Origin of the sequence: Corynebacterium sp. PCR 32 (genome assembly GCF_037464985.1) — a bacterium.
GTDB lineage: Bacteria > Actinomycetota > Actinomycetes > Mycobacteriales > Mycobacteriaceae > Corynebacterium > Corynebacterium kroppenstedtii_D.
The window spans coordinates 495,454-522,088 of record NZ_JBAHVL010000001.1 but is presented as its reverse complement, the minus strand read 5'-3'; the positions used below and the strand labels follow the sequence as shown (position 1 = coordinate 522,088).

19 protein-coding genes are annotated in these 26,635 nt (G+C 55.7%); 5 read left to right on the top strand and 14 right to left on the bottom strand.

Annotated elements, in window-relative coordinates; all coding sequences use genetic code 11:
- Positions 1-75: 75 nt before the first annotated feature.
- Complete coding sequence (gene gltX / locus V5S80_RS02205; protein WP_395169108.1) at positions 76-1,566, bottom strand: glutamate--tRNA ligase; 1,491 nt, start codon at positions 1,564-1,566, stop codon at positions 76-78.
- Between the two features lie 162 nt (positions 1,567-1,728).
- Here gltX and V5S80_RS02200 point away from each other — a divergent pair, with 162 nt between their 5' ends.
- Positions 1,729-2,877 carry an isochorismate synthase MenF gene (locus V5S80_RS02200; RefSeq protein WP_395169107.1) on the top strand — a complete coding sequence of 383 codons (1,149 nt, stop codon included), beginning with the start codon at positions 1,729-1,731 and terminating at the stop codon, positions 2,875-2,877.
- Here V5S80_RS02200 and V5S80_RS02195 read toward each other — a convergent pair.
- The 3 genes from V5S80_RS02195 to V5S80_RS02185 form a co-directional block, all read right to left on the bottom strand.
- Positions 2,874-3,668 (bottom strand): fumarylacetoacetate hydrolase family protein, encoded by a 795-nt coding sequence (locus tag V5S80_RS02195; RefSeq protein WP_395169106.1) that lies wholly within the window; start codon positions 3,666-3,668, stop codon positions 2,874-2,876. The two genes, V5S80_RS02200 and V5S80_RS02195, sit on opposite strands and share 4 nt — an antisense overlap.
- 71 nt (positions 3,669-3,739) lie before the next feature.
- Positions 3,740-4,510 (bottom strand): exonuclease domain-containing protein, encoded by a 771-nt coding sequence (locus V5S80_RS02190; protein ID WP_395169105.1) that lies wholly within the window; start codon positions 4,508-4,510, stop codon positions 3,740-3,742.
- The gene (locus V5S80_RS02185; RefSeq protein WP_395169104.1) at positions 4,510-6,420 is read right to left on the bottom strand and encodes a DUF294 nucleotidyltransferase-like domain-containing protein; all 1,911 of its coding nucleotides are present in this window, start codon (positions 6,418-6,420) and stop codon (positions 4,510-4,512) included. Before V5S80_RS02185 ends, V5S80_RS02190 begins: the two co-directional genes overlap by 1 nt.
- A 102-nt stretch (positions 6,421-6,522) precedes the next feature.
- Here V5S80_RS02185 and V5S80_RS02180 point away from each other — a divergent pair, with 102 nt between their 5' ends.
- Complete coding sequence (locus V5S80_RS02180) at positions 6,523-7,944, top strand: MFS transporter (RefSeq protein WP_395169103.1); 1,422 nt, start codon at positions 6,523-6,525, stop codon at positions 7,942-7,944.
- Between the two features lie 10 nt (positions 7,945-7,954).
- On the opposite strand, the gene V5S80_RS02175 is transcribed toward V5S80_RS02180, so the two are convergent.
- The 6 genes from V5S80_RS02175 to V5S80_RS02150 all read right to left on the bottom strand — a co-directional run bounded on the left by V5S80_RS02175 (position 7,955) and on the right by V5S80_RS02150 (position 15,656).
- A complete protein-coding gene (locus V5S80_RS02175) occupies positions 7,955-8,983 on the bottom strand; it encodes a 3-isopropylmalate dehydrogenase (RefSeq protein ID WP_395169102.1) in 1,029 nt (342 codons plus the stop codon).
- A gap of 41 nt (positions 8,984-9,024) precedes the next feature.
- Positions 9,025-10,149, bottom strand: coding sequence for a GTP-binding protein (locus tag V5S80_RS02170; protein WP_395169417.1), 1,125 nt, complete (start codon positions 10,147-10,149; stop codon positions 9,025-9,027).
- 251 nt (positions 10,150-10,400) lie between these two features.
- Positions 10,401-12,041: a phosphoglycerate dehydrogenase gene (serA, locus tag V5S80_RS02165; protein WP_395169101.1), complete on the bottom strand. Its 1,641-nt coding sequence runs from the start codon at positions 12,039-12,041 to the stop codon at positions 10,401-10,403.
- 93 nt (positions 12,042-12,134) lie between these two features.
- Entirely contained in the window at positions 12,135-13,148 is a 1,014-nt protein-coding gene (gene ilvC / locus V5S80_RS02160) for a ketol-acid reductoisomerase (RefSeq protein ID WP_395169100.1), read from the bottom strand.
- Positions 13,149-13,202: 54 nt separating this feature from the next.
- Positions 13,203-13,700 (bottom strand): acetolactate synthase small subunit, encoded by a 498-nt coding sequence (gene ilvN, locus V5S80_RS02155; RefSeq protein WP_395169099.1) that lies wholly within the window; start codon positions 13,698-13,700, stop codon positions 13,203-13,205.
- A gap of 3 nt (positions 13,701-13,703) precedes the next feature.
- On the bottom strand, positions 13,704-15,656 hold the full coding sequence (locus V5S80_RS02150; RefSeq protein WP_395169098.1) for an acetolactate synthase large subunit: 1,953 nt from the start codon (positions 15,654-15,656) through the stop codon (positions 13,704-13,706).
- Positions 15,657-16,019: 363 nt separating this feature from the next.
- Here V5S80_RS02150 and V5S80_RS02145 point away from each other — a divergent pair, with 363 nt between their 5' ends.
- Genes V5S80_RS02145 through ilvD form a run of 3 tightly spaced genes read left to right on the top strand, consistent with a single transcriptional unit; the run spans position 16,020 to position 20,507 of the window.
- A complete protein-coding gene (locus tag V5S80_RS02145) occupies positions 16,020-17,903 on the top strand; it encodes a mechanosensitive ion channel family protein (RefSeq protein ID WP_395169097.1) in 1,884 nt (627 codons plus the stop codon).
- Positions 17,900-18,598, top strand: a complete 699-nt coding sequence (locus tag V5S80_RS02140) for a PH domain-containing protein (protein WP_395169096.1) — start codon at positions 17,900-17,902, stop codon at positions 18,596-18,598. The genes V5S80_RS02145 and V5S80_RS02140 overlap by 4 nt, the downstream gene beginning before the upstream one ends.
- A gap of 58 nt (positions 18,599-18,656) precedes the next feature.
- Positions 18,657-20,507, top strand: a complete 1,851-nt coding sequence (gene ilvD / locus V5S80_RS02135; protein ID WP_395169095.1) for a dihydroxy-acid dehydratase — start codon at positions 18,657-18,659, stop codon at positions 20,505-20,507.
- A 151-nt stretch (positions 20,508-20,658) separates the two neighbouring features.
- Here the strand turns inward: ilvD and V5S80_RS02130 are convergent, their stop codons facing one another.
- The 4 genes from V5S80_RS02130 to gatB all read right to left on the bottom strand — a co-directional run bounded on the left by V5S80_RS02130 (position 20,659) and on the right by gatB (position 26,622).
- Positions 20,659-22,185, bottom strand: coding sequence for a DoxX family protein (locus V5S80_RS02130; protein ID WP_395169094.1), 1,527 nt, complete (start codon positions 22,183-22,185; stop codon positions 20,659-20,661).
- Between the two features lie 41 nt (positions 22,186-22,226).
- On the bottom strand, positions 22,227-23,537 hold the full coding sequence (locus tag V5S80_RS02125) for a hypothetical protein (protein WP_395169093.1): 1,311 nt from the start codon (positions 23,535-23,537) through the stop codon (positions 22,227-22,229).
- Positions 23,538-23,679: 142 nt separating this feature from the next.
- The gene (locus tag V5S80_RS02120; protein WP_395169092.1) at positions 23,680-24,981 is read right to left on the bottom strand and encodes a hypothetical protein; all 1,302 of its coding nucleotides are present in this window, start codon (positions 24,979-24,981) and stop codon (positions 23,680-23,682) included.
- An 84-nt stretch (positions 24,982-25,065) separates the two neighbouring features.
- The gene (gene gatB, locus V5S80_RS02115; protein WP_395169091.1) at positions 25,066-26,622 is read right to left on the bottom strand and encodes an Asp-tRNA(Asn)/Glu-tRNA(Gln) amidotransferase subunit GatB; all 1,557 of its coding nucleotides are present in this window, start codon (positions 26,620-26,622) and stop codon (positions 25,066-25,068) included.
- Positions 26,623-26,635 lie beyond the last annotated feature (13 nt).

The following is a 26,635-nucleotide window of genomic DNA, read 5'->3' as shown; positions in this document are numbered from 1 at the left end:
ACCATAGGGTCAAAGTGGGAGCAAATCACCAGGTGGGAGTATCTCCTCACATCTACCCACCACCTGGTCACGCAACTACTGTGCAGCTGGCCACGGGGCCACCATGCGCGCTGCCCGCAAGCGAGCCAACGTCGTCGACTTCCCCAACAGTTCAAGGGACTCAAACAGCGGCGGTGATATAGCAGCACCCGACGTCGCCACACGAATAGCACCAAATGCCTTACGCGGCTTCAAGCCCAAACGATCAATCAAGGCCCCGTGAAGGGCAGCCTCAATACGATCCGCTGTAAAAGAAGTATCCTCAATCGCATCAAGCTCGTCGATAGCAACATCGAGCACCTCGAGAGCATCCTCCTTGAGATTCTTCCGCCCCGACTTCTCCTCGATAGCGAAATCCTCCTCCGGAACCACCAGGAACTTCAGCAAATCCCACGCATCACCTAACGTCTTAATACGTGTTTGCACAAGTTCCGCGGCAACGGTGAACTTCTCATCCGGATAATCAGCCGGGAACCCTTTGTACTCCTCCAAGTAGGTGCGCAGACGCCGAGCAAAGTCATCCTTGTCCAACAGGCGAATATGATCAGCGTTAATAGCAATGAGCTTCTTCTCATCAAACCGAGCCGGGTTACCCAACACATCAGCCACGTCGAAGTTCTTGACCAACTCGTCCCGCCCGAAAATATCCTGATCCGCCGACAACGACCACCCCAACAGGGACAGGTAGTTCACCATTCCTTCAGGAATAATGCCCGCATCACGGTGGTTAAATAAGTTCGACTCGGGATCACGCTTCGACAATTTCTTGTTGCCGTGCCCCATGACGAACGGCAAGTGCGCAAACTGGGGTGTCTTCTTCGCAATCCCTAACGACTTCAACGCTTCATACAAAGCCAGCTGACGTGGCGTTGAGGCTAAAATATCCTCACCCCGCAGCACGTGTGTCACCCCCATCATCGCGTCATCAATGGGATTCACCAGCGGATACAATGGAGATCCATCCGAACGTGCGACCACATAGTCCGGCTGCGTCTCCGGCTGGAATGTCACATGACCACGGACAAGGTCATCCCATTCCCACACCTGCTCCGGCATGCGGAAACGCCACACCGGCCTGCGGCCTTCCTTCTCATATTCCGCAATCTCCTCGTCGGTCAGATCACGATCGTAATTGTCATACCCCAACTGTGGGTCACGACCAGCTGCACGGTGACGTTCCTTCACCTCATCGGTTGTCGAATACGCCGGATACACATACCCAGCCTCAATAAGTTTCTTCAAAACATCCGCATAAATATCCAACCTCTGCGACTGACGGTACGGGCCATGAGGGCCACCCACGTCCCCGATTCCCTCATCCCAGTTCAGCCCCAACCACTGAAGCGAATCAATAATTGCAGCATACGATTCCTCAGAATCACGCTTCGCATCAGTATCTTCAATACGGAAAATCATCGTGCCACCGGCATGGCGCGCATACGCCCAGTTAAACAAGGCAGTACGGACCATTCCCACATGGGGCGTACCCGTCGGCGATGGACTAAAACGCACAACAACGTCACTCATAACTCCCCAGCGTAGTGGACGCTGCCGATATCACCATCCGCCCCCTCACCATGGGTTGGTTCATCCACCGACACACCTAGGGTATTGTCTACCCTCACCTCCGAGGGGGGATCCACACGAAAAAGCTTGCTCCCGTAGTCCCATCAAACGTAGTGTTTCACCGTGCCTCCAGCATTTGACACTAGCTCCACAACCCGCCCCGAGACAGCGCCTGACTTCCTTCTCTCTCGTGTCCACGGCTCGTTGCGTACCCAAGGTACAGACGCTACCTTTACCAACATCAGCGATGCGCAACACGCTCTCGACGCAGGGAAGGCCTCCTATATCGTCGGCGCCCTACCATTTGATCCATCCCAACCGATGGCACTAGCTAGCCCAACGTTGGCCTGGAGAAATGAAGGCCCCCTCGAACCACCCGCGTTCTACCGGGGTAAAGGCGCTCATGCGCAGATCATCGCTGAAAACCCCACCCCGGACGACCACGCAGAGATCATCGCTGCGCTCACACGAACAATCTCTACCACCACTGTCGATAAAGTAGTGATTGCACGCAACGTCGATCTTGTCTTTGACGACCCCATCGATCCACGACTATTAGCTGCGCGCCTTATCGATCACGCCCCCAACCTAGACGGTTTCCTTGCTGACCTCAGCCCAGCTGGTCCTGCTTATCAAGGGCACTGGCTCGTTGGTTCCTCCCCGGAAAGGCTCATCCAGCGCCACGGCCCGGTAGTACGAGCGTATTCTCTGGCCGGCTCCCTTCCCCGAAGTAAAGACCCCCGGGAAGACGAAGAACGCGGACAGCAACTCTTAAACAGCACCAAAGATCTCGATGAGCATCGGTTTGTCGTCGAGCACTATCGCCGTGTGCTGAGCCAACTGTGCCACACCGTTGACATTCCACGATCCCCCGAACTCATGCAAACCGCAGAGATGTGGCACTTAGCAACTCCTATTCGCGCCACCATCAATGACAACGGACCCAGCGCCCTCCAACTCGCGGAAGCGCTCTATCCCACCCCCGCACTGGCCGGGGTACCTACCGAGGCTGCCATGGAGATTATCCGCACAACCGAGGGTGACCGTCGATTCTACGGGGGTGCCGTCGGCTGGTGCCATGCCAATGGTGATGGAGAATTCATGGTCAGCATCCGATGCGCTGAGCTGTATAACGACCATCAGCACGCTCGGACATGGGCAGGAGGAGGTATCGTTGCACAATCAGACCCGGCAACAGAAGTCGAGGAAACCCGCGGAAAGATGAAAACCATGCTCCACGCGATGGGTACCTCAGAGGTTCATCACAGCTAGGCTGTCACTGGGTTCTTCAATGAACCCAGTCCGGGGATCTCAATTTCAATCTCATCGCCAGGAACCATCTGCGCTGTCCCTGCAGGTGAACCGGTTGAAATGACATCACCAGGCAGCAGCGTAAATGCTTGGGAGACCCATTCCACAATCTCTGGAACTGACTTAATCATCTGGTTTGAATTTGAATCTTGCTTCACCGTTGTGACGCCATCATGGGTTAAATGCGCACGGATCGGCAGACCCTCCAGATCTAAGGCATCAAGGTTAGTTTCAATCCAGGGCCCCATCGGACAAAACGTGTCGAGCCCCTTCGCCCTCGCCCACTGGCCATCTGCGAACTGGAGATCACGAGATGAGACATCGTTAACGATGGTGTACCCCAATACGGCATCCCGCCAGTTTTCTGCGGAAACATTCTTCACCGGGCGCCCAATGACGATCGCAAGCTCACCTTCAAACTCGACGTTCGTAGCAAAGTTCGGAATTTTAATGGGCGCCCCAGGCCCTGTGATCGCTGTCGGCGGTTTCAAAAAAATCGTCGGTGGCAAATACTCGGCGCCTTTATTGAATACTTCCTCAACATGATCAGCGTAATTACGTCCTACTGCGACCACTTTCGGAGCCAAGATCGGAGCTAAGAGACGAACGTCCGCAAGCGGCCATTCCTTCCCCGTCAAGGTGGGTTCCCCAAATGGATGGCCATCGATTTGACGACATATCGCGTCGTCACCGTCGCCTTCCACGGAGCAAAATGTCATGCCTTCAACAGTGGCGATTCGGGCTATTCGCATGCGTACTAGACTACAACCCACCCCACAACTCATAAGCAAGACGTGGGAGAAAACTCATCGGTGGTATGGCTTTACCATCGCGTCGTGCCCTTTTTCCGGATAATACTTCCAAGGTCTGCCCCGAAATGGTCAGCCGATGTTTGCGCTAAGTAGAGCTCGGCGCAGGCGATCGCGTCGATCACTGCGTCGTGATTATGATAAGTCGGCAAGCCGCGTGAATACCGTGCGTTCATAAGCCTCACTTCACCACGGCCTGGGCGACGCCCGAACGAGACCGCGGAACGACGTTCCAAGTCCATCGTGTCGACGACACGAGCTGGCTTCCACGGCACTCCCACTGCCCGTTCACATGCGATGGAAATAAAATCATGCTCAATCAACGCCAGGTGCGCCAATAACACCCGGCCAGCCGCGGCGTTGACAACGTCGGTCAAGATATCAGTCAGGACTCGGCCATTCTCCAACTGTGTATCAGTGATCCCGTGAATCGTGGCCGACTGGCCCACAGCCGCGTTTCCCTCGTGGTAGCGCACGAGCCAGTGATCCGCGGTTGATAGCGGAATCGCACGACCATTGACCGCAACCATCCCCACAGAGAGAAGACGATCACGCTCAGCATCGAGCCCCGTGGTTTCAACATCAACTGCCAGAAACGGCACTGTCGCCAAGGGTGTCTCTAATGCTGGTGGAGGCGTGGTATAGAAGTGGTAAAGTGCTTGCGCTAAACGCGCATGAGAACTCGTGCTGGGATCCTCCGCAGTGTGGAGTTGTGCGCTTATCTGACGAGCCTGCTCGGCGTATTCGTGCCACAAGTCGCGTGACCGTTGTCTAAAGAACCTCACTAGTGGGTTCTCGATTCAGCCGACTTGAGCTCCGCTCGCACAAGGCGAAATGCGTCACGAAGGGATTCCCGTTCCAGATGAGCTAACCTATCAGGATCAATACGTGTATTCGTCTTTTTGCCGTCACGCCACTGTGAAGCCTGATTCCCCAGAAGAATGAGCTGAAATATGTCGAAAGCGTCAACAAGGTCTTCAACCCGGCGATAAGTTATCACACCCGCACGCGCGGCCGCTCGCAGCCGGTCACGTGTTCCCACTTCATCCACCCATGCCTCAATAGCGTACAACCGCGCTAGCTGGACGACAGCCGTTAAGCCGCCTCTCTTCACATCAAGGGTGTTGGCATAGTTCCCTGATCGATCCAACACAAAACCGCGAAAAAACCCCAACGGAGGTTCTCGGTGGCGGGCTATTTTGACCAATGCATTGAGGAACCGTCGATCCCGGCGCGCAATCTGAAGGGCAGCTGAGCGCACGTCATCACACAGTTCGCTGGCGCCGACGACGGGTCGCATATCAAAAAATGTCTGTGCTTTCATGAGTGCGTGTGGTCCGAGGTCGTCTGTCCAGCGTCTAAATTCTTTTTCCCATGCGGTGACTGTTAGGCGCCACTGGTGGGTGGAGGCCATCATGTCTCCCGGGCATAAGGGTAGTCCGGCTTGATGTACTAATGTGCTGAATTTTTCGCCGAGCTGTTTGAAATAAAAACTGTGTTGAGCTGGGTTGTAGTCATCAGACAAGATCAGTGCATGGTCTTGGTCGCTCGATAACACCATTTCCGATCTCCCTAGTGATCCCATGACGACGAGACAGAATGGTACCGGTGCGGGTCCGATGTCCTCCTGAACCAACTCTATGACTCTTTTCATAAGCTCATCCGCTCCGAGGGTGAGGAGTCTGGTCGCTTCATAAGGAGTGGCACCTCGATCAATGAACCGGACAGCCACGTCAGTTACTGTGTTGAAGCATTCGGAGAGCTGGTCTGTTCGCGCTTCGCGGAATTGTGCGGCGGCGAAGATGGGGTCTCCTTGGAGCTGACGCATGACCGCGCTCGTTGTCAGAACTCCTACGACCTCGTCGTCGTCGATGACCGGTAGATGGTTGACGTGGGCTTCGGATAGTTGCAGCATTCCTTCAAACAGTGGCATCGTGGCGTAGGTTACTGTTGGGTTTGGTGACATGATTCGTGCAACGTGGTCGGAGGGGTCTGCGCCTTGTGCCACCACCTCCGTACGCAGGGTTGCATCGGTGACGATGCCGACGATCTTTCTGGGGTGGTGGTCGGCATCCGCGGGCTCAACGACGATGGCGCTGGAGAGATTGTGGTCGCTCATCCTTGTCGCGGTGTCACGGATAGTGGTGTCGGGGGCTACGACGACTGGGTCAACTGCGACCTCGCCGACGGTTCCGCGGAGCGCTTCGATGTCTGCGACGCCGCCAGTACCTGAGCTTTCTCGTAACTCGTTGGCTGAGCTGCGGCGCCGTGTCGTGACCGTTCCGAAGAATGTTGCTACCTCCGGGTATCCGCCGAGGTCGTCGACGATCTCGACAGGAATTTCGAGCAGAAGACTGTCTTCATATGCCCAGTATGAGTAGTGCTGAGTGGGTTTATCCGAGACGCGTCGGGGATATATTTCGCCGGGTCCGAAGCGGTCGACGAGTTGATCGCGTTCGCCCGTGCAGTTGATTGCTCCCGATCTCACGATGCGGATTCCCGTCATGGTGGTGTCAAGGTCGGTGTTGCGGGTAGGGGCGGTGAGGTCCCCGGCGCTCTCATCAGCTTTCTCACCTGCTTTGACGTAGAGCATGGTGGCGTGTCGGGCGACCCTGGCTCGGTGGTCGTCGGTGATGCTGTGGAAGGGAGGTGTGTGAGCTAAGAAATCGGTGATTTCGGCGACTTCAACCGTCATGACACCTACGGTATCGGATTTTCTTTGTCTGCCTGACATGTGTGTGGGGCGTTCCTTCCCACTCGGTCACAACACAAACTATGTTGGAAAACTATGGTTTCCATGTCGTCCTCACCTACCGACCAAACCGCGCCTGACAACTCTCCGTCGATAGGTGCACGGATAAATCGGCTTCCCGTTCTCCGGTCGCACAGATTCATCGCGTTCGTCATTGGACTCGGAGTCTTTTTCGATCAGTACGAAAACTTTCTAGCTCCCATTATGTCGACAGTGCTAGAAAAGCACTTCCATCTGGATGGCACTGACCTTTCGTTGGTTCTCGCCTCGGGTTTCCTCGGCCAATGTGTGGGGGCACTGGGAATGGGGCGCCTGGCAGACCGTATCGGACGACAACACACTTTCATCATTAATCTGTTGATCTATTCGATCGCATCCATTGTGTGTGGTCTCGCCCCACACGCTGCCGTCCTCGTTATGGCGCGCTTCGTCACCGGAATTGGTATTGGCGGCGAATATGCGCTGGCAGACTCCTACCTCGCCGATATCCTGCCAGCCCGCGTACGGGGCCGCTACATTGTGGGCGCCTACACTATCAGCTTTTTCGGCGTACCTTTGTCGGGTTTTTTGGCGCGATGGCTTGTTCCCCTCCAACCACTCGGAGTCGAGGGCTGGCGATGGATGTTTATCATCGGTGGTATCGGCGGCCTCGTTGTGTGGATGATTCGGAGTGTCCTCCCTGAATCGCCCACCTGGTTGGAAGCTCATGGCCGCACCGACGAGGCGGAGAAGATTGTACGACGGTGGGAAGAGGAGGCGCAGAAGGCCGGCCACGCGTTGTCCCAGCCTGACACTCATATACACCCAGCGCCCCACACGACAGTTCACTTCTCGGAGATCTTCGCTCCTACCGTCCGGAAGCGCACGACTGTGGTGTCCATCATGAGTACCCTTCAGGTGTTCGGGTACTACGGTTTCGGCTCCGTGGCGACACTTGCGCTCGCTGCCAAAGGATTCAGCGTTGTCGATTCCATTGGCTATACGGCGGTTACCTATATTGGGTACCCGGTGGGTTCGCTCCTCATGATTCCTCTCATCGACCGATTCGAACGAAAACACCTCATTGTCGTCACGGCAGGCATGATGGTCGTCGTCGGACTAATCTTTGGCTTCTCCCCCACCCCCGCCGTTGTCATGATCGCGGGTGGTGTGTTCACGGCATCGAGCAACATGTTCTCCGGGGCCTACCACACCTACCTGCCTGAGAACTTCCCCACGCGTATCCGCGGGACAGCCTCGGGCTTCGCCTATTCTCTGTCGAAAATGTCGGCCGCGATCATGCCATTCATCCTGCTACCGATTCTCCATCATGCCGGATCTGGCCCCGTGTTCATTGTGGTTGCCGTGGTTTTGATTGTCATGATGTTCATCATCGGCGTGTTCGGGGCCCGCACCACCGGGCGAACTGCTGACGTCACTGTTGGCGCTAATACAGGTTCTATACCACGTGAGCAGGCATCACGTTAGACACCTGATGCTAGTTCTCGAGACGTTGTGCAATTCGGGTTCCGGTGGCCTCCGTATCCATGGCACCCGTTCTCGATGCCACATCCTCGCGGACAGCCCTTTCGATCGCCTCAGCTTCCTCGGCCCTGCCCAGGTGGCGAAACAAGAGAGCACCCGAGAGTATCGCAGCCGTCGGGTTCGCAATCCCCTGGCCAGCAATATCCGGGGCTGACCCGTGGACGGGCTCAAACATTGATGGGTTCACCCCAGTAGCGTCGATATTGCCCGAGGCGGACAAACCAATTCCGCCGGTAACAGCTCCGGCGAGATCGGTAATGATGTCGCCGAAGAGGTTATCGGTAACAATGACGTCGAACCGTGAAGGGTCAGTGACCATGTACATTGTCGCCGCGTCAATGTGGCAGTAATCGACGGTAACCTCCGGATAGTCGTGTGCCACGTCGTCCACAGTGCGCTGCCACAGGCCACCGGCATACACGAGGACGTTTGTTTTGTGCACCAGGGTGACCCTGTGGTGTCGTTCCTGGGCTCGCTCACAGGCGTAACGCACAACGCGTTCCACGCCGTAGCGCGTGTTGACACTCGTTTCGTTGGCGACCTCGTGGGGTGTGCCCTGGCGGATGGCTCCGCCGTTGCCCGCGTAGAGGCCTTCAGTTCCTTCCCTGACGACGATAAAGTCGATATCGCCAGGATTGGCCAATGGCGATGTCACGCCGGGATACAGCGTGGAGGGGCGAAGGTTGACATGGTGGTCGAGTGCACAACGCATCTTCAGCAGTAAGCCCCGTTCCAAGACTCCCGCCGGAACGGTGCGTGGGTCGCCAATAGCGCCCAATAAAATGGCGTCGTGGTCACGCAAGGAGTCGAGGTCAGTATCGGTCAGAAGCTGGCCGTTGCGTAGGTAACGGCGAGCTCCCAGGTCGTACTCTGTGGTCTTGATCGTTTCCCCGCTACCTGCCAACGCAGCGCGCATAACTTTCAGCGCTTCTGCTGTGACTTCCGTACCAATTCCGTCACCAGGAATCACCGCAAGTTTCATATTTTGAGACACCTTTCTCATATGGCGGGTTTATAGCGAGTTTAACCGATCTCAGCCGCCCCCGTCATACGCATAAGCAAAACCCTCATTTCATCATCATCCACCGTGGCAGCCTGGAGCCGCGCCACAGCATCAGCACCATTAAATTTCACCCCAATCAACACAATTTCCGATGATGGACTCTCCGAGGTCTGCGACCACAGAGCCGCAGGCGAAATCGTCAGATTCGGCCCGGCCTGTGACCACACCTGAACAAGTTCTGGCCGGTCAGCAATCCAACAACGCCCCTTGGAACGGAGCAGCCCCCGCATCGACTTCACCGCCGCAATCAAACGCTTCTGATGAAATGGCCGATCTGAACGAAAGACCACCGACGAAATGCCATACTCCTCTGTCTCTGGAGTATGGGGAGTGGCTAATTCCTCCCGATACTCCGGGATAGAGCGTGATTCCTCACTGTCATAAAGGTGGGCATCCAGCACATCCTCCACCGGGATCTCGCCATTGAGAACACGGCAGATCCTCGCACGTGGATTCATCGCACGAACAACATCCTCGGTGGCTTGCGCAAGCTCATCCCTCACCTTGTCGCATTTCGTCACAACAATCATGTCGGCAAATTCCACTTGATCAACCAACAGTTCAGCCACCGTACGGTCATCATCGGGTGCCGCTTCTAAACCGCGATCCGACAACCGACCCCTGCGATGCATCTGAGGCAGGAACGTCGTCGCATCAACCAAGGTGACCATCGTGTCAATAGGCGCGATTGTTCCGAGGTTCACCCCGGCGGACAATTCCCACTCGAACGTGGCCGCCACAGGCATCGGTTCCGAAATCCCTGTCGACTCAATGACAATGTGGTCAAACGTGTGACTCGCCGCTAAAGCCGTCACCGATTCAATGAGATCTTCACGCAGCGTACAGCAGATACACCCATTGGATAGTTCGATCATACGGTCACTTCCACGCTCGAGGTGCCCTTCCCCCGCAATGAGCGCAGCATCGATATTGACTTCCGAAAAATCATTGACAATTACCGCGATTTTTCGCTCCGAACGATGAGCAAGCATGTGATTGAGAAGCGTTGTCTTCCCAGACCCTAGAAATCCCGAGAGCACCGTTACCGGGGTTGGCCGATAAACGTTCGTATCGTCACGGTGCATGGCGCGCACCAGGTTCGTCGTGAGATAACTTTGCTCCACCACTGCGTATCCTCTCACTGTCGTCGATCGGGTCAGCACAGACCCGTCTGTGCTGACACAGGACGGCGGACAAAAATACACACCGGCCACCATCACGGTGGCGGCACAACAGCCACATCGGCGGTTGTTGTGCATGGCGTATTCCCATCACGACGGTAATGATACACAGTTTCAATAACGGGAATGGCGCCTACCTACTGCACACAGACCTATCACCCAAAATCAAGAACAACGGCATACTCAGCATCCACCAACGCCGCAATATCCTCCCGCACCTCATCCGAAACTGACTTATCCACACGCAAAACCAACATCGCACCACCCCCAGCCTTATCCTGAGACAACGCCGCAGCCTCAACATTGATCCCACGCTCCCCCAATTGAGAACCCACAGCCCCCAACGCACCCGGCCGATCCTCATAATGAAGAAACATATTTATCCCCTCAGCACGAAGATCCAACCCTCGACCATTAATACGAACAATCTTCTCCACACCATCAAGCCCCGTTAACGCGCCAACCACCGAGACCATGTCGCCACGAGTAGTCACCAAACGAACCTCAACAACAGACCGATGCAGAACCGACTCCGCCTCCGCCGTCACCCGCACGTCAACACCACGATCCTCCGCAATCGTCGGGGCGTTGACAAACGTCACCTGCTCATCAACAGTGCCCGCCAACACACCACGCAACGCAGCAACCCCCAACGCATCCACACTCTCCGACGATAATTCCCCGCGCGCAACAACATCCACTGACGCCGTCACTCCACAGTGAATTGCCGACGCCACCTCCGCCACCTTCCGCGTCAAGTTCAACCATAGGGAAACCTCTTCCCCAACGGCACCACCAGAAACATTCACAGCATCCGGAACAAACTCACCCGCCAACGCCAGCAGCACCGATCTCGCCACATCAGTCCCAGCACGATCCTGAGCCTCCACCGTCGACGCACCGAGATGCGGTGTCACCACAACCTCCGGCCGCCCAAAAAGTGGCGAGTCAGTACACGGCTCGGACGCATACACATCAACTCCTGCCCCACGAATCCGCCCGGAATCGATAGCGCGCACCAACGCGTCTTCGTCTAAAAGACCACCTCGAGCAGCATTAACAATGATTTGCCCCTCCTTCGACTTCTCGAAAAGAGCGTCGTCAAACATTCCCGTAGTCTCCGGAGTTTTAGGAAGATGGATCGTTACGAAATCAGACATTGCCATCAGATCATCAAGTTCAACGAGTTCAACACCCAGCTGTGCAGCTCGAGCGGGATTCGCATAGGGATCATAGGCAACAAGTCGGTCAACATCGAAAGCTGCCAGGCGTTGAGCACACAACTGCCCAATGTGGCCAAACCCAACGATACCGACCGTCTTACCGTAGAGCTCCACACCAGTAAAGGACGACCGCTTCCACTTCCCCTCACGAAGCGATTGATCCGCCTGAGGAATCTGACGTGCAGCAGCCAACAACAAGGTGATCGCATGTTCACAGGCCGAATGAATATTCGACGTTGGTGCATTGGCCACCATCACACCACGTTTCGTTGCCGCCTCAATATCGACATTATCCAACCCCACACCGGCACGGCCAATGATCTTAAGCTCTCTAGCTGCATTAAGAACTTCTTCATCCACCGTCGTGGCTGAGCGAACCAGTAACGCATCTGCTTCCGGAACAGCAGCCAACAACTCTTCACGGTTGGGGCCATCCACCCATCGCACATCAACTCCGTCACCCAAGGCATCAATAGTTGACTGGGCGAGATTATCGGCAATCAGAACCACGGGTAAACACTTGTCATTCACAGATCGCTCCTCCTCGTCAGGACAGTGCACACGAAACGACATTGTGCGCAGGGACAGCTATAGAAAAACATAGCCCCGCCTACCAGATAGTTCTCTGGAAGAGGGGGCTATACGGTGGAAAACATTGGGAAAATGTTACGCGGTTTCATCCAAAGGATTCGCAATCCAGCTCATCATGGACCGCATGTTATTGCCCGCTTTCTCCAGTGGGTGGCTAGCGAACGTGTCACGCAACTCTTTCAGAGCTGGTTGTCCAGCATCAACATCGTTGAACAACGCGTCAACAAACGTGCCGTCTTGAATATCAGACAGCACCTTCTTCATCGACTCTTTAACATGGTCGTCAATAACCCTCGGCCCTGAAATATAGCCACCAAATTCAGCCGTCTCAGAAATCGAGTAATTCATGTTGGACAACCCACCCTCGAAGATGAGGTCCACAATAAGCTTTGTTTCGTGGCAAACTTCAAAGAATGCCATCTCTGGTGCATACCCGGCTTCAACCAAGACTTCAAAGCCCGTCATCATCAGCTTTTCCAAGCCACCACACAACACAGCTTGTTCACCGAAGAGGTCCGTTTCCGTTTCCTCTCGGAACGTTGTTTCAATGACTCCAGCACGGCCAGCACCGATTGCCGCAGCATAGGATAATGCCAGTGCGATCCCCTCGCCCGTCGGATCATTATCGACAGCGATCAACGACGGAACACCCTTACCCTCGGTAAACTGGCGGCGAACCAAGTGACCAGGGCCCTTCGGAGCAACCATCGCCACCGTCACGCCGGCGGGAGCGACAATCTTCTTGAAGTGGATATTGAGCCCATGAGCAAAGAAAATCGCGTCACCATCGTTCAAATGAGGCTCAATCTCATCCTTAAAGATGGTGACCTGTGACGTATCCGGCGCCAAGATCATAATCAGGTCTGCCCACTCAGCCGCATCAGCATTGGACATAACCTCAAACCCTGCTTCTGTGGCTTTTTCTGCTGATGCCGATCCGTCACGCAGGCCGATACGAACCTCAACACCAGAATCTCGCAAGCATTTAGCATGAGCATGCCCCTGCGACCCATAGCCGATCACCGCAACTTTACGGCCCTGAATAATACTCAGATCGGCGTCGTCATCGTAATACGTCGTTACTGCCATCGTTGTTCCTTTCAATAGTTCCACTTAACGAGAAAATCGTACCAGAGGATGGGATCATCGGTGGGGCATCATAGGATTCGCCCCACGACTTAACGCCACCACCCCCGAATACACCTGCTCCCGAATTCCAAACGGACGAAGAACATCCAACAAAGCCACCAACTTACCCGGCTGCCCCGTTGCTTCAATAACTAAGGACTCCGGAGAGACATCAACCACACGCGCCCGAAATAGATTCGCAGCATCAACAACCTGAGCCCGGTTTTCATTATTCGCCGCAACCTTCACCATCAACAATGCTCGAGACACCATTTGGTCCTCCGCATGCCGTATCACCTTCAGAACAGGAACCAGCTTGTTCAGCTGCTTCGTAATCTGCTCGATGGATACTTCATCCGTTTCCACAACGATGGTAATCCGGTTAACATCCTCCATCTCAGTGGTGCCCGTCGTCATCGAAATGATGTTAAACGACCGTCGAGCAAACATCCCAGACAACCGAGCCACGATGCCAGGCTGATCTTCCACCAAAAGACTCAACGTATGCTGCACGGCCTACACCTCCCCGCCACGCTGGTCACCGAAGGCCACTGTCGTACCCTCTGCCACCACCCTGGCCTGGTCTTGTTCAATCATGTCACTCACCTCAGTGACCGAGTCCTCATCGATAGCCTGATCAGAATCAAACAATGGTCGCAAATCGCGCGCATGCTGAATCTCATCATTCGAATGCCCTGAGGCAACCATGGGCCACACCTGCGCATCCTCCCCCACAATAAAATCAATAACCACGGGACGGTCATTGATACGACGAGCCTTCTCAATCGTGGGAGCGATATCTTCCTCTCTGGACACACGGAACCCAGCACACCCCATTGACTCCGCCAACATCACGAAGTCAGGCACATACTTCCCTTTTGTATGAAGTTCTGTGTGGGAATAATGCCCCTCGTAAAACAAGCTCTGCCACTGGCGGACCATACCCAAATTCCCGTTGTTAATAACTGCAACCTTAATAGGAAAATCATTGACCGCACACGTCACTAATTCCTGGTTCGTCATCTGGAAACAACCATCACCATCAATAGCCCACACCTCCTTGTCAGGGCACCCCGCCTGCGCACCCATTGCCGCCGGAATGGCATACCCCATCGTCCCCAGGCCACCCGAATTCAACCACGTCCTCGGCTTCTCATAATCAACAAACTGCGCTGCCCACATCTGATGTTGTCCCACCCCAGCACAGTAAACCGCATCAGGGCCAGCATGATCAGAAATGGCTTTGATGACAGCCTGCGGTGCTAATTTTCCATCCTCAGGATCCTCCCACCCCAGCGCATACGTCTCTTGCAACGAATGGAGATAATCGATCCACCGATCGTAATTCGGCGTCGCTACCCCCTTGGCCTCATACATGTCGCTGAGCGCCTGGAGAACCTCAGCCGCGTCACCAACAATCGGCACCTCAACCTCACGGATCTTCCCAATCTCCGCGGGATCAATATCCGCATGAATACACTTCGCATGGGGCGCAAAGGAGTCAACATCGCCCGTCACACGGTCGTCAAAGCGCGTACCTATCGCGATCACCAGATCAGCCTTCTGTAACGACGCTACAGCCGAGACACTCCCGTGCATCCCAGGCATGCCCATGTGCAACGGGTGAGAATCAGGAAAAGCCCCCAACGCCATCAGTGTCGTCACCACTGGGATCCCGGTTTTCGCAACAAACCCTGCGAGCTCCCGACTCGCATTCGCCTTAATAATGCCTCCGCCCGCATAAATCACCGGCCGACGAGCATGGACGATCAAGTCCACCGCTTGTTTGATCTTCCGTGAATGCGGTGTCGTTGTCGGTCGGTAACCAGGAAGCTGCAACTCCACCGGCCATTCAAATTCTGCGACCTGATTTTGAATATCTTTCGGCACATCGACAAGCACCGGACCAGGGCGACCAGTCGATGCCAAATGGAAAGCCTCCGCAATCAGCCTCGGAATATCCTCCACTTTTGTCACCATGAAGTTGTGCTTGGTGACAGGAAGAGTAATCCCGCAAATATCAGCTTCCTGAAAGGCATCCGTCCCCAACAAGTGCAGACCAACCTGGCCGGTAATCGCAACAACGGGAACAGAATCAATATTGGCGTCAGCGAGAGGCGTCACCAGGTTCGTCGCACCTGGGCCCGATGTAGCCACACACACGCCAACCTCACCAGTAGCTTGCGCAAAACCCGTCGCAGCATGCCCTGCACCCTGCTCATGACGCACCAAAATGTGATCGAGCACAGTCGAGTTATAAATGGCCTCATATAAAGGAAGAACCGCACCACCAGGAAGACCAAAAACTGTCCGCGTACCCAACACCTCAAGGGTACGAACAATCAACTCAGCACCAGTGAGTTTCTCTTTTCGGACTTTCTGTGCGGTTTTTTTATGTGCTCCCGACTGTGTCGCCACGGTTGAAGCTGCAACCGTCGCCGGAGTCGGCGGTTGAGAGGGGACGTTCACGGTTTGCGCTCTCCTCACTGTGAAATCAGGGATATCAGCCTTACGAGGACCGACGCTAACGACGACAAACCCACCACATCATCGCTATCGCCGAAAACAATAAAGCCATCGGATATGAAAAAAGCCCTTGTCGCGAAGTGCGAAAGGGCGTTAACGAGTAACCAGGAAAGCTAACGCCCTCTCGGTACTACAAGAATGATGGTAGTCATCGTTGCGCTCGTCATAATAAAAACTATAGGGGTCCCAGGTGTCAGACGAACCACTTTCTACGAAAAATCATGAAAATCCGTCCACCAGCAACCACTATCACCCCCAAAATGGTGAGAGGTGCCAGCGTGTACCCTGACGACTAGTTTTAAAGCTATGCCGTTCAAGTTCTATCTGATTTCCCTCTGGGAGTGGGTAGCCCACACCGGGCTATCCCTCGCCGCATTAATCTGCATCGCCCTGCTCATCCCACGGATCGGACGACTGGTCGTGCGGTGGGCAACGATCAAAATGAAACGACGCCAACAGCGGCGGGGAGAAATCGCCGACGCCGAAGGATACAAAGGTCGATTAGCCATCCTCGGCGCACTGGTCTACATCGCTGAAGCCATCGCCTTCTTCTTCGTAGCCATCCGAATACTAAAAGCCTTAGGATTCTCCACCACTGGTGCTGCCGTCCCCGCCACGGTGGTCTCCGCCGCCGTTGCTTTTGGTGCTCAAAAGATCATTGCTGACTTCCTCGCTGGCTTCTTCATCATCACCGAGCGCCAGTACGGCATCGGTGACACCGTCATCCTTCAGAACTCGAGCGTCAAAGTCGAAGGCATTGTCACGGCTATTACCTTGCGGTCAACCACCGTACGAACCGTCAACGGTCAAGAGGCCGTCGTTCCTAACTCTGTCCCACTCGTCGCTATTAACGCATCATCAGGGTGGGCAAAAGCTCTCATCGACATCCCCGTCCCCATCTCCGCAGCTGACAGCACTGACGAACTCAACACACTATTTGACAGCTGCGTGAACCGTACCCTTGAGCACCCTGAGATTGCCCGCGTGGTGAGTAATGATCCCGACGCCGTCAGTATCCTCCCCGCCCTCGATCTCATCGCACCAACATCAGCTGGTGTTCCCTGGGCCATCAAATACCGCGTCCTCGTTCGTGTTGAACCAGGAGAACAATGGACTGTTGAGCGTGCCCTGAGGGCAGCTGTCATGGACGAAATGTGGACGTCATATTCACAGTCAACTATCGAATCAATTCCCGGGCTCACACGCCCACCAAGCACTGAGCACGCACTCGCACACACCCAACACCAACAGCCACCACAACCTAGCGCAACGCCCTCCTCTACGCCCACCGCTATCCATCATGATCCAGCGACCACCAGACCCACACCACCATCAACCAGTGACGCAACCCCACCGTGGCTAACCCCACAACAGCCTGACAACACTGATGCCAACGAGGCTTCACACCCAGCGCCCACCACACCACCCACGACAGCGGCTACCACCACAGCAACTGAGGTGCTCCCACCCCACTGTGATCCCCCACTCACACGCACCAACCACGAGAGCACACCACCCCACCACACCATCACCGATAACCCCACTGACCCCCCAACGGATCCCGATGACACCCGCTCCTCCCTCGAGAAGGAAGCCGACGACGCCACCAAAAACGGCCTCTTCCGTAACATCTCCTATGACCATAGGATCCAGCGAATCTTTTCGATCGGCGGGCGGTGCCGTCCGTCGACAACAATGATCGTCCTGATCCTGTTCCTCCTCATCATTCTTCAAGGCCTCACCTACGACGGTGGCGATCGCGCCTCCGGAATACTCGCACCATCGTCATTCCACACCCGATCCACCACCGACCAACCACGCACCACTCCAGCACCGTCAACACCGACGGCACCGGAATCAGAAACACGCACCGCTACCCCACCGACTCACCACGACGATGACTCCGACAACCGCCGCACTACCCCCACAACAACCAACACCAAGCCAACAACGACGGGTACAACGACACAGAACAACCGACATGACCGCACCCCCACCGACACCAACCACAATCCAGGCCTCACAGGAAACCCTGGCCCCGCCACAACAGAGCACAATGGTGGCAACGACAACACCACCCCACCAGATGGTGGATCTACCAACTCGAACAACAGGGGTGACAATTCTGGCCAAGCGAACCTCGGCCATGCAGAAAGCAACAACAACGCAGCATCTACAATGAGCCCATGAGTTCGACCCCATCTGGCGAGCACACCCCTGGCTCACACTCCCCTCCCACAGATACAGTGACGTTCCATCCCGACAGAATGAATCTTCTCGGGGCGGGCGTCATGTTCCTGATCTGCCTCATGTTCGTGGGATACCACCCCGCCTACCTCTTCTGGGTACTCATCGTCCCCATCATGTTCGCCGCGTGGATCCTTCGTGCGCGCACGGCCCTTTCTCCGCATGGCATCACAGCACACTATCTCTTCCGACGTAGCCGAACAATAAGGTGGGATGAGCTCTCCGGCATTCAATTCAGCCGCTCCGGACGCGCCTATGCCGCTCGCACAACCTCTCCTACACGGGCAACACTCACTGATGCGAACACAGCCTCGAAAAACGCCAAGAGGAACCGCCCCAGCCAGAAACGCGATACCATCGCACTACCCGGAGTGACATTCAACCACCTCCCGAAGCTTTCCCAAGCCTCCGGCGGACGCATCCCTGATCCTGTCACACCAGGAAAGAAACATGACGAAGACGAGCTACACACCGTCAACCGCGACGGATACGCCGTCATCACAACCCAAGAGGAGGCAACGAGAGAGCACAACGCCCGACTCATTGCCGCCGAGATGACACGTCGCCGCGCCACCCACCCCGACCATGGCGGCGACGCACCGGAGCCCAGCCACCGCGGAGAGACAGATAACCCCTAAACCATATTCGCCACGGCTGACGACACATCCAGACATCACCCCGCTGAGGAGCCACCCCATGATCCCACTGCGATCGTCGGTCACGACGCAAGGCCGCAACGCCGCGGGAGCTCGCGCCCTATGGCGAGCTGCCGGACTACAAGACGGTGACTTTACAAAGCCCATCATTGCGATTGCGAACTCCTACACACAGTTCGTCCCCGGCCACGTCCACCTCAAAGACGTCGGCGACCTCGTCGCCGAGGCCATCCGCGAAGCAGGTGGCGTGCCCCGCGAATTCAACACGATCGCCGTCGATGATGGAATCGCCATGGGACACGGCGGCATGCTCTACTCCCTACCATCCCGCGAAATCATCTCTGACTCCGTCGAATATATGGTCAACGCCCACGCCGCGGACGCCATCGTGTGCATCTCCAACTGTGACAAGATCACCCCAGGCATGCTCAATGCTGCGATGCGTCTCAACATCCCCGCCATCTTCGTCTCCGGTGGGCCCATGGAAGCTGGCAAAGCTGTCGTCGTTGATGGAGTTGCCCACGCTCCCACAGACCTCATCACCGCAATCTCGGCTTCTGCGAACGACGACGTCGATGAGGGCGGACTGTCTATCGTCGAAAATTCAGCATGCCCGACATGCGGATCCTGCTCGGGTATGTTCACCGCAAACTCCATGAACAGCCTCACCGAAGCATTGGGGCTGTCTCTTCCCGGTAACGGCTCGACTCTGGCCACACATGCCGCTCGACGCGCTCTCTTTATCAACGCTGGCCACACCATCGTCGACATGTGCCAGACCTACTACACCCACGGTGACGCGAGTGTCCTGCCCCGCAATGTTGCCAATAAGCACGCCTTCGACAATGCCATGACCCTCGACATGGCCATGGGTGGCTCCACCAACACGGTCCTCCATATCCTGGCTGCGGCACAGGAAGGTGACATCGACTTCACCCTTGCTGACATTGACCGACTATCGCGCGACGTCCCCTGCCTATCGAAAGTGGCGCCAAATTCGAATTACCACATGGAAGACGTTCACCGAGCCGGCGGGATACCTGCCCTCCTCGGGGAACTGAACCGGGCAGGGCTCCTCCACGACGACGTCCATTCTGTCCACGCCTCGTCGCTGTCTGATTGGCTAACAACCTGGGATATCCGTACCGATCACCCTACACAGATCGCACTCGACCTTTTCCACGCAGCACCCGGCGGTGTACGAACAACAGTCCCCTTCTCCACCGATAACAAATGGGATGAGCTCGACACCGACGCAGAAAGCGGCTGCATCCGCGATGTTGACCACGCTTATACCGTCGACGGCGGACTCGTCATCTTGCGGGGCAACCTAGCTGACGATGGCGCCGTCATCAAAGCTGCTGGCATCGATGAATCCCTCTGGCATTTCTCTGGCCCCGCACGCGTCCTCGAATCGCAGGAGGATGCCGTCAACGCTATCCTCAATAAGGAGGTGACAGCGGGCGACGTCATCGTCATCCGCTATGAAGGCCCATCCGGGGGGCCCGGGATGCAGGAGATGTTGCATCCCACCGCGTTCCTGAAAGGTGCTGGCCTGGGCACACAATGCGCACTGATCACCGACGGTCGATTCTCTGGTGGGTCGTCGGGTATTTCTGTTGGCCACATCTCGCCTGAGGCAGCTCACGGCGGACTCATCGGCCTCATTCATGACGGCGACATCATCACTATCGACGTCCATAAACGCCAACTCACACTCGACGTTCCTGACGACGAGTTGGACAAGCGTCGCAAAGACATGAACATGTCAGAAAACCCGTGGACGCCGGTGAATCGCCAACGGCGGGTAAGTAAGGCACTCCAAGCATATGCCTCGATGGCAACCAGCGCCGACACTGGAGCTGTGCGAAAAATCAATGTCTCGAGGTAAAAAGCCAGGTTAATAATAAGGCGAAGCCGTCCGTGACGGAGATGAACCCACAGTGAAGCACGCTTCATGGCGCCGCGCACTCATGTGCGGCGCCATGGAGCGTGTGTGTTGGCTCGGTAGTGAATACGAGCCTAGACGTGGATCACCCCAGTTAGTTGAACGGATTCGACCCCGCGACAACAACCCATAGGGCAGCACCAGCCAACAGACCAACGATCACACTCAACCAGCCACTCCACACAGGACGCCGGGACCATCCACGAGCACCGTCTACTCCCCACCGTCCAGGACCAGTAAAAGCCATACCGACGGCCATGCCTGTCAGCAACAACCAGACTTGAACCTGTGCAGACGCATTAAACGGTGAGAACGCACCCGGTTGAAGGTCAATCGAATACATCGACATCAAGCTGGCTATGGCAATTGACACGGCTGCAGCCAATGGTGCGAGCACCCCGAGAATGAGGAACGCACCCGAGGCAGTTTCTGCAATGGGAATCGCCCAGGAGAGAATCTCATTTCCCTTCATGAAGAAGAAGTCATTCTGCAGGCCATCGACGCCGGCACTACCTCCCCATTCAAAGAGGGTGCGTAGGCCATGGAACAGCAGCATCAGGCCGAGGGCCAGGCGAGAGAGAAACAGTCCGAAATCAGTAGTCCCACGCCGTGTATCGAGTATCTCGTGGGGGTTGTCCCATCCAGGAGACGGTTCGTTGTCGTGTACATGGCCATCATCGTCATGACCTACGATCTCGTCACTGGCATATCCATTCGACACCGGGACGGGGGCATGATCATCATACCCACGACGCCCATTGCTGCCCTGTTGTCGTGACGTGGGCATATCGATGCGCGTCTCCTGAGCAGTTTTCTCACGTGCGCCATGTGAATCAAGTTGTTCTTCATCCATGGGAGCCAGGGCCCGCTCGGATGTCGGGGCATAACCAGTCGCCGCATCGTCTGTCATCGGCGGTGTCTCCGCGTTCTCCCACCGTTGGTCGAAGGCGGGGTCATAGTGCTCAGATTGCCGGCGGGCAGGAGGAATGATTTGGGGTGCCGCCCGCCCCGTGACTGCGTAGATATCGCGGGGTGTATGGCGTCGTTGGTGATCCTCAATCACGTCGTCGGAGCCGAGCGGACTATTGGATAGGTCGGTCACACGGCGGGGCCCCACGGTCTCCTCGGGGCGGCCACCGCTCTTCCCGTCTCGTGGCCAGGCTTCCTCCGCTGTGCCGCCGTCAGGGTTGTACGCCGCGCGGTAGCCGCTCTCAGCGCGGTCGTCCATCGGGTCACTGGCCCGCTGACTACTTTCGCGTGCAGCAGCGTCGGGCAGGTTCTTCGGCGCTGCTGGGCGGGAGCCTGACACCGTAGGAATCTCATCCATGTCATCAAGGTCATGGAGGTCGCTGACGGGGTGTGAGTCAGCTCCTCGTGGAGAGGCAACCGACCTCTCTGTATCCTCGCCATGGTGGCGTTGACCTCGCTCGCCATCAGATAAAGACGGTGCTTTCAATGCACGCGACTCGTGAGGCTGGGCGCGTCCAGCCTCGGCGTTGTTCATAGCATCAGGCGCATCCCGACTAGCGTCAATCGAGGCGGCTTGCCCTGGGCTATTCTCACAGAGATGGTCATCGGGGGCGGAGTTGCTCGGCACATTGCGGGATTTTCTTGCGAACATGACCCCACTGTAAAGGGGAACATAGACCCCGCGCAGATAATTTATGTGGTGTGTCGCGCTTCACCCTGGTTTGGGGACGATGAATGAGATGCTGTGTGCTGATTGGATAGCCCACCGTCTGGGTCATCATCAGCGTCGTCGAGTTCTTTCCGCACGGCTTCACGCAATTCAGCATTTTCGATGTTTGATTCTCTGACAAGGTGCCGTAATTGTCGACGTTGTTTCGAGGTAAAGCGCTTGTTTGGGTTATCGCGACGCTCAATTAATTCGCTAATCCGATGGCGACGCTTCGCTTCATCATCAATGAGCGAGTGGCCCCGGAACCACGCAATCACCAAGACGATGATCAGAAAGACGCCTAAATATCCCAGTACTGGGTACACCGTGGCGATCAATGGTTTGAAGCCAAAGAAGCTTAAGACGAATCCCGCCATGGTTGTACTTATGAAAATAATCCGGAATTTCTCCGGCCGTTGGGCGGATAACCGCCGACCCAACGAGTAGAACATTCCGATGGCGGTGTTAAAAATCATGCCATAAATGACGATAGCCATCATCCAACCCAGCACACCATTGATGTCGTTCACTAACGACAACATCGGCAATGCGTCATCCTTGACGCTCGCTGTGGAACATAGGAGGGCAAGTGCCGAGATGGTCAACAGAATTCCGAATGTTAAACCACCGGCAAATCCTCCCCACCCAGCTTCTCGCGGGTAGAGGTGCGAGCCACCGATGACAATAGCCATCGATACCGAGAGAATTAACTGGAGACCGACGTAGTTCAGCCCCGATAGTGCAAAGTTGGGGAAACTCCTGGGGATCGTTGATGCCACTGTGCTCAGGTGCCCCCATGAGTCAGTGCGGTTGGCCATGGAGTAGATCGATGCGGCCACGACAAACACAATGATGAACGGCGTGATAGCGCCAATGACTGTGGAGACCTTATCCACGTCGAGCATTCCGGTCGCTAACACCAAAAGGAGCATGATGACCGAGCCAGCCCAAATCGGCCATCCAAACTGTTGCTTGAGGTTCTCCCCGGCACCGGCAAACATCACGAAACCGATGCAAAACAGGGTGATGATGATCCCATAATCGAGAAATCGTGACACCCAGCGAGGCAACGATCCTGACAACACTTCGTTGTGCTCATCCGCCATGAAATAGCTGCCCAGCTGCAATACGGTGTATCCTGCTGCTGCCATAATGACCGTGGCAATAACCGCACCAAGAATTCCCCACGTGCCATAGGACACAAAATATTGTTGAATTTCTTGACCTGACGCGAAACCCGCGCCAACAATCAACCCGACGAAGGACAACGCAATACTTATAGTGCGTTTAACCACTGATCTAACTTTCTGTCATGTACGGACATCATAGGTGCCCGGGCAGAGCCCGCCCGGGCACCTCATCTAATTATCTACCTGCGCTGTGTAAATACATAAACATCACTGCCCCCTCCCCCGCACGATGGTGCATCAGGGTGGTCTACATCGTGGTGGGGGTGCTCCCTGATCCAGCACGGGGTTCGTCACTATCACCGACATTCGTCACGTCATCAGTCGTGATGTCGTTGGTGACATCCTCGCTGATGAGCTTACGAAGGTCATCGTCATCAAGGTTGGAGTCTCCGATGAGGTGGCGGAAACGGCGCGCTTGTTTCGATGTAAACCGAACGTTCGGGTTGAGCTTACGTTCCGCTAATTCACGGGCTTCCTGGCGACGCCCAGCCTCATCCTGAAATTTTTCCTTGTCGCGGAACCAGGTCATAAATAGCACGGCGATGAGAATGAATCCGGCGTATCCCATTATCGGATACACGTTAGAGAGCAGCGCTTTGAAGCCAAGGAAACTGACCGCGAAACCGATGAGCGTGACGGTGATAAATACCACCCGGAATTTCTCTGGATGGTTCGCCGTCAGTCGACGACCCAATGAGTAGAACAGTCCTAAGCAGGTATTGAAGATCATGCCGTAGATGATCAGCGACATAACCATCCCGAGGGCGGGGTGGATGTCGTCGACCAAGGTCAGCATCGGAAGGTCGGTCCCGTGGACGGTCTTCATTTTGAGGACGAGCGACAACGTGCTCATGATCAGTAAGACACCGAAGGTGATTCCGCCCGCGAGACCGCCAAGTCCTGCTTCACGGGGATATAGATGCGAGCCACCAATAACAATTGCCATCGCCACATTGACCATGAGAACGAGGCCCGCATAGTTCAGGGCACCGATCCACCAGTTGGGAAGGTTCGTGTGAACGGTGTGTGTGAGTGGTTCAAGGGTGGTGATGCTTCCGTCCGTGTGGGTGTATGCCCACGCAGCCGCACCAACCAGTGCGATGACGATAAATGGTGTGATCGCTCCGATAACGGTGCTGACACGGTCCGCATCGAGCATCCCTGCAGCCAAGACGAGGACCAGCAAGATCGCTGATCCGACCCATGAGGGAATATCGAATTGTTGATTCAGGGTTGAGCCACCGCCCGCTAGCATGACGAATCCCACAGAAAACAGGGTGAACACGATGCCGATATCCAGGACCCAGGATACCGGTGTCGTCCCAATCGTACGTAGGACACCGGCGTGCTCGTCGGCCTGAAAGTAGCTGCCTAGCTCTAAAACAATCATTCCAGCGGCGGACATGATGACCGCTACGATGATTGCCCCCACAATCCCCATTTTTCCGAAGGCCACGAAGTATTGGAGTACTTCCTGGCCTGACGCGAAGCCGGCGCCGACGATGAGCCCGACGACCGACATTGCAACAGCTATCGTTCTTTTGAACATCGATTCCTCAAGAAGAGTTGGTTAGCTTTCAATAGCGCAAGCATACCGGTCGAGGAACCACACAGGTAAGTTCGGCACAACGACTTAACAACATTTTTCGACGATGAGCTGGTGAACACGAGCCGGATCAGCTTTCCCTCGGGTCGCTTTCATCACTGCTCCCACAATGGCACCGGCCGCCTTCGTCTTGCCAGCCTTGATCTTGTCTGCAATATCCGGGTTCGCAGCTAAAGCATCCTCCACCGCTTTTTCTAGTGCCCCATCATCACGGACAACCTCAAGGCCTCGCTCTTTCACCACCTTATCGACTGCTGCTGGACCATCAGGATTCTCCACATCGCAACCTTCACCAGCGAGCACACCGTCGATGGCGGAACGTGCCAACTTATTTGTCAGTTTTCCCTCAGAAACGAGGGCCGCTACCCGGGCTACGTGGCGTGGGCTAATCGGCAGCGCATCCAGCTCCACCTCCTGCTCATTTGCCTTCTGCGCAAGGTAGGACACCCACCATGACCTCGCCTCGGCGGGCTTTGCGCCAGCCTCAACCGTATGAGCCACAAGGTCGAGCGCACCCGAATTCACCAAGTCACGGAGCTCCTCATCAGACAGACCCCATTCCTTCTGAATCCGAGCCCGCCGCACCCACGGCAACTCAGGCAACGTCCCACGAATCTGTTCAACCCACTCTGCCGGGGCCAGCACCGGAGGCAAATCAGGATCGTTAAAGTAGCGGTAATCAGCCATCGTCTCCTTCGGCCTACCCTTCGCCGTTGTCCCGTCAGTCTCCTGGTAATGCCGGGTTTCCTGGACAATTTCGACCCCGTGGCTAATGCACTGCGCCTGACGCTGCATCTCGAAACGGACAGCCTGCTCCACCGAACGCAACGAATTAATATTCTTTGTCTCCGTGCGGGTACCAAAATCTTTCGTTCCGATCGGACGCAAAGACACGTTTGAATCAACACGCATCGAACCCTGATCCATGCGGGCATCCGAGACCTCGAGGGCCTTCATCAAATCGCGCACAGCAGTGACGTAGGCGCGCGCCACCTCAGGGGCACGTTCTCCTGCACCTTCAATCGGCTTAGTCACAATCTCAATCAGTGGAACCCCGGCGCGGTTGGCGTCGACAAGAGAGGTTGTCGCACCAGAGATACGACCATCTTGTCCGCCAAGGTGAGTGAGCTTGCAGGTGTCCTCCTCCATATGGGCGCGTTCAATCTCCACACGGAAGACCGAGCCATCATCCAATTGGACATCCAGATAACCGTCATAGGCGATCGGCTCATCATACTGGCTGATCTGGTAGTTCTTAGGCTGATCAGGATAGAAATAGTTCTTCCGCGCGAAACGAGATCGCTCCGCAATGGAACAGTTCAGGGCCAAACCAATCTTGATAGCCCACTCGACACCCTTCTTATTCACCACAGGTAGGGCGCCCGGTAGCCCCAAACAACAAGGATCAGCGTGGGAATTGGGGGCGTCGCCGAACTCCACCGACGATGACGAAAACATCTTCGATGTCGTCGCGAGCTCAACGTGAATTTCCAACCCCATGACAGGGTCGAACTGAGCGACGACATCGTCATAGTCCATAATGTCGTCGGAAAAATCCTGAATCGACTGAGCGGGAGAAGTCATACCGATTAGTGTA

Coding starts and splice junctions, on each gene's coding strand:
- V5S80_RS02180 (WP_395169103.1), top strand. CDS start 6,523: ATGTCGTCCTCACCTACCGACCAAACCGCGCCTGACAACTCTCCGTCG.
- V5S80_RS02175 (WP_395169102.1), bottom strand. CDS start 8,983: ATGAAACTTGCGGTGATTCCTGGTGACGGAATTGGTACGGAAGTCACA.
- ilvD (WP_395169095.1), top strand. CDS start 18,657: ATGATCCCACTGCGATCGTCGGTCACGACGCAAGGCCGCAACGCCGCG.
- gltX (WP_395169108.1), bottom strand. CDS start 1,566: ATGAGTGACGTTGTTGTGCGTTTTAGTCCATCGCCGACGGGTACGCCC.
- ilvC (WP_395169100.1), bottom strand. CDS start 13,148: ATGGCAGTAACGACGTATTACGATGACGACGCCGATCTGAGTATTATT.
- V5S80_RS02170 (WP_395169417.1), bottom strand. CDS start 10,149: ATGCACCGTGACGATACGAACGTTTATCGGCCAACCCCGGTAACGGTG.
- serA (WP_395169101.1), bottom strand. CDS start 12,041: ATGTCGTTTCGTGTGCACTGTCCTGACGAGGAGGAGCGATCTGTGAAT.
- V5S80_RS02130 (WP_395169094.1), bottom strand. CDS start 22,185: ATGTTCGCAAGAAAATCCCGCAATGTGCCGAGCAACTCCGCCCCCGAT.
- V5S80_RS02195 (WP_395169106.1), bottom strand. CDS start 3,668: ATGCGAATAGCCCGAATCGCCACTGTTGAAGGCATGACATTTTGCTCC.
- gatB (WP_395169091.1), bottom strand. CDS start 26,622: ATGACTTCTCCCGCTCAGTCGATTCAGGATTTTTCCGACGACATTATG.
- V5S80_RS02185 (WP_395169104.1), bottom strand. CDS start 6,420: ATGACGGTTGAAGTCGCCGAAATCACCGATTTCTTAGCTCACACACCT.
- V5S80_RS02145 (WP_395169097.1), top strand. CDS start 16,020: ATGCCGTTCAAGTTCTATCTGATTTCCCTCTGGGAGTGGGTAGCCCAC.
- V5S80_RS02140 (WP_395169096.1), top strand. CDS start 17,900: ATGAGTTCGACCCCATCTGGCGAGCACACCCCTGGCTCACACTCCCCT.
- V5S80_RS02120 (WP_395169092.1), bottom strand. CDS start 24,981: ATGTTCAAAAGAACGATAGCTGTTGCAATGTCGGTCGTCGGGCTCATC.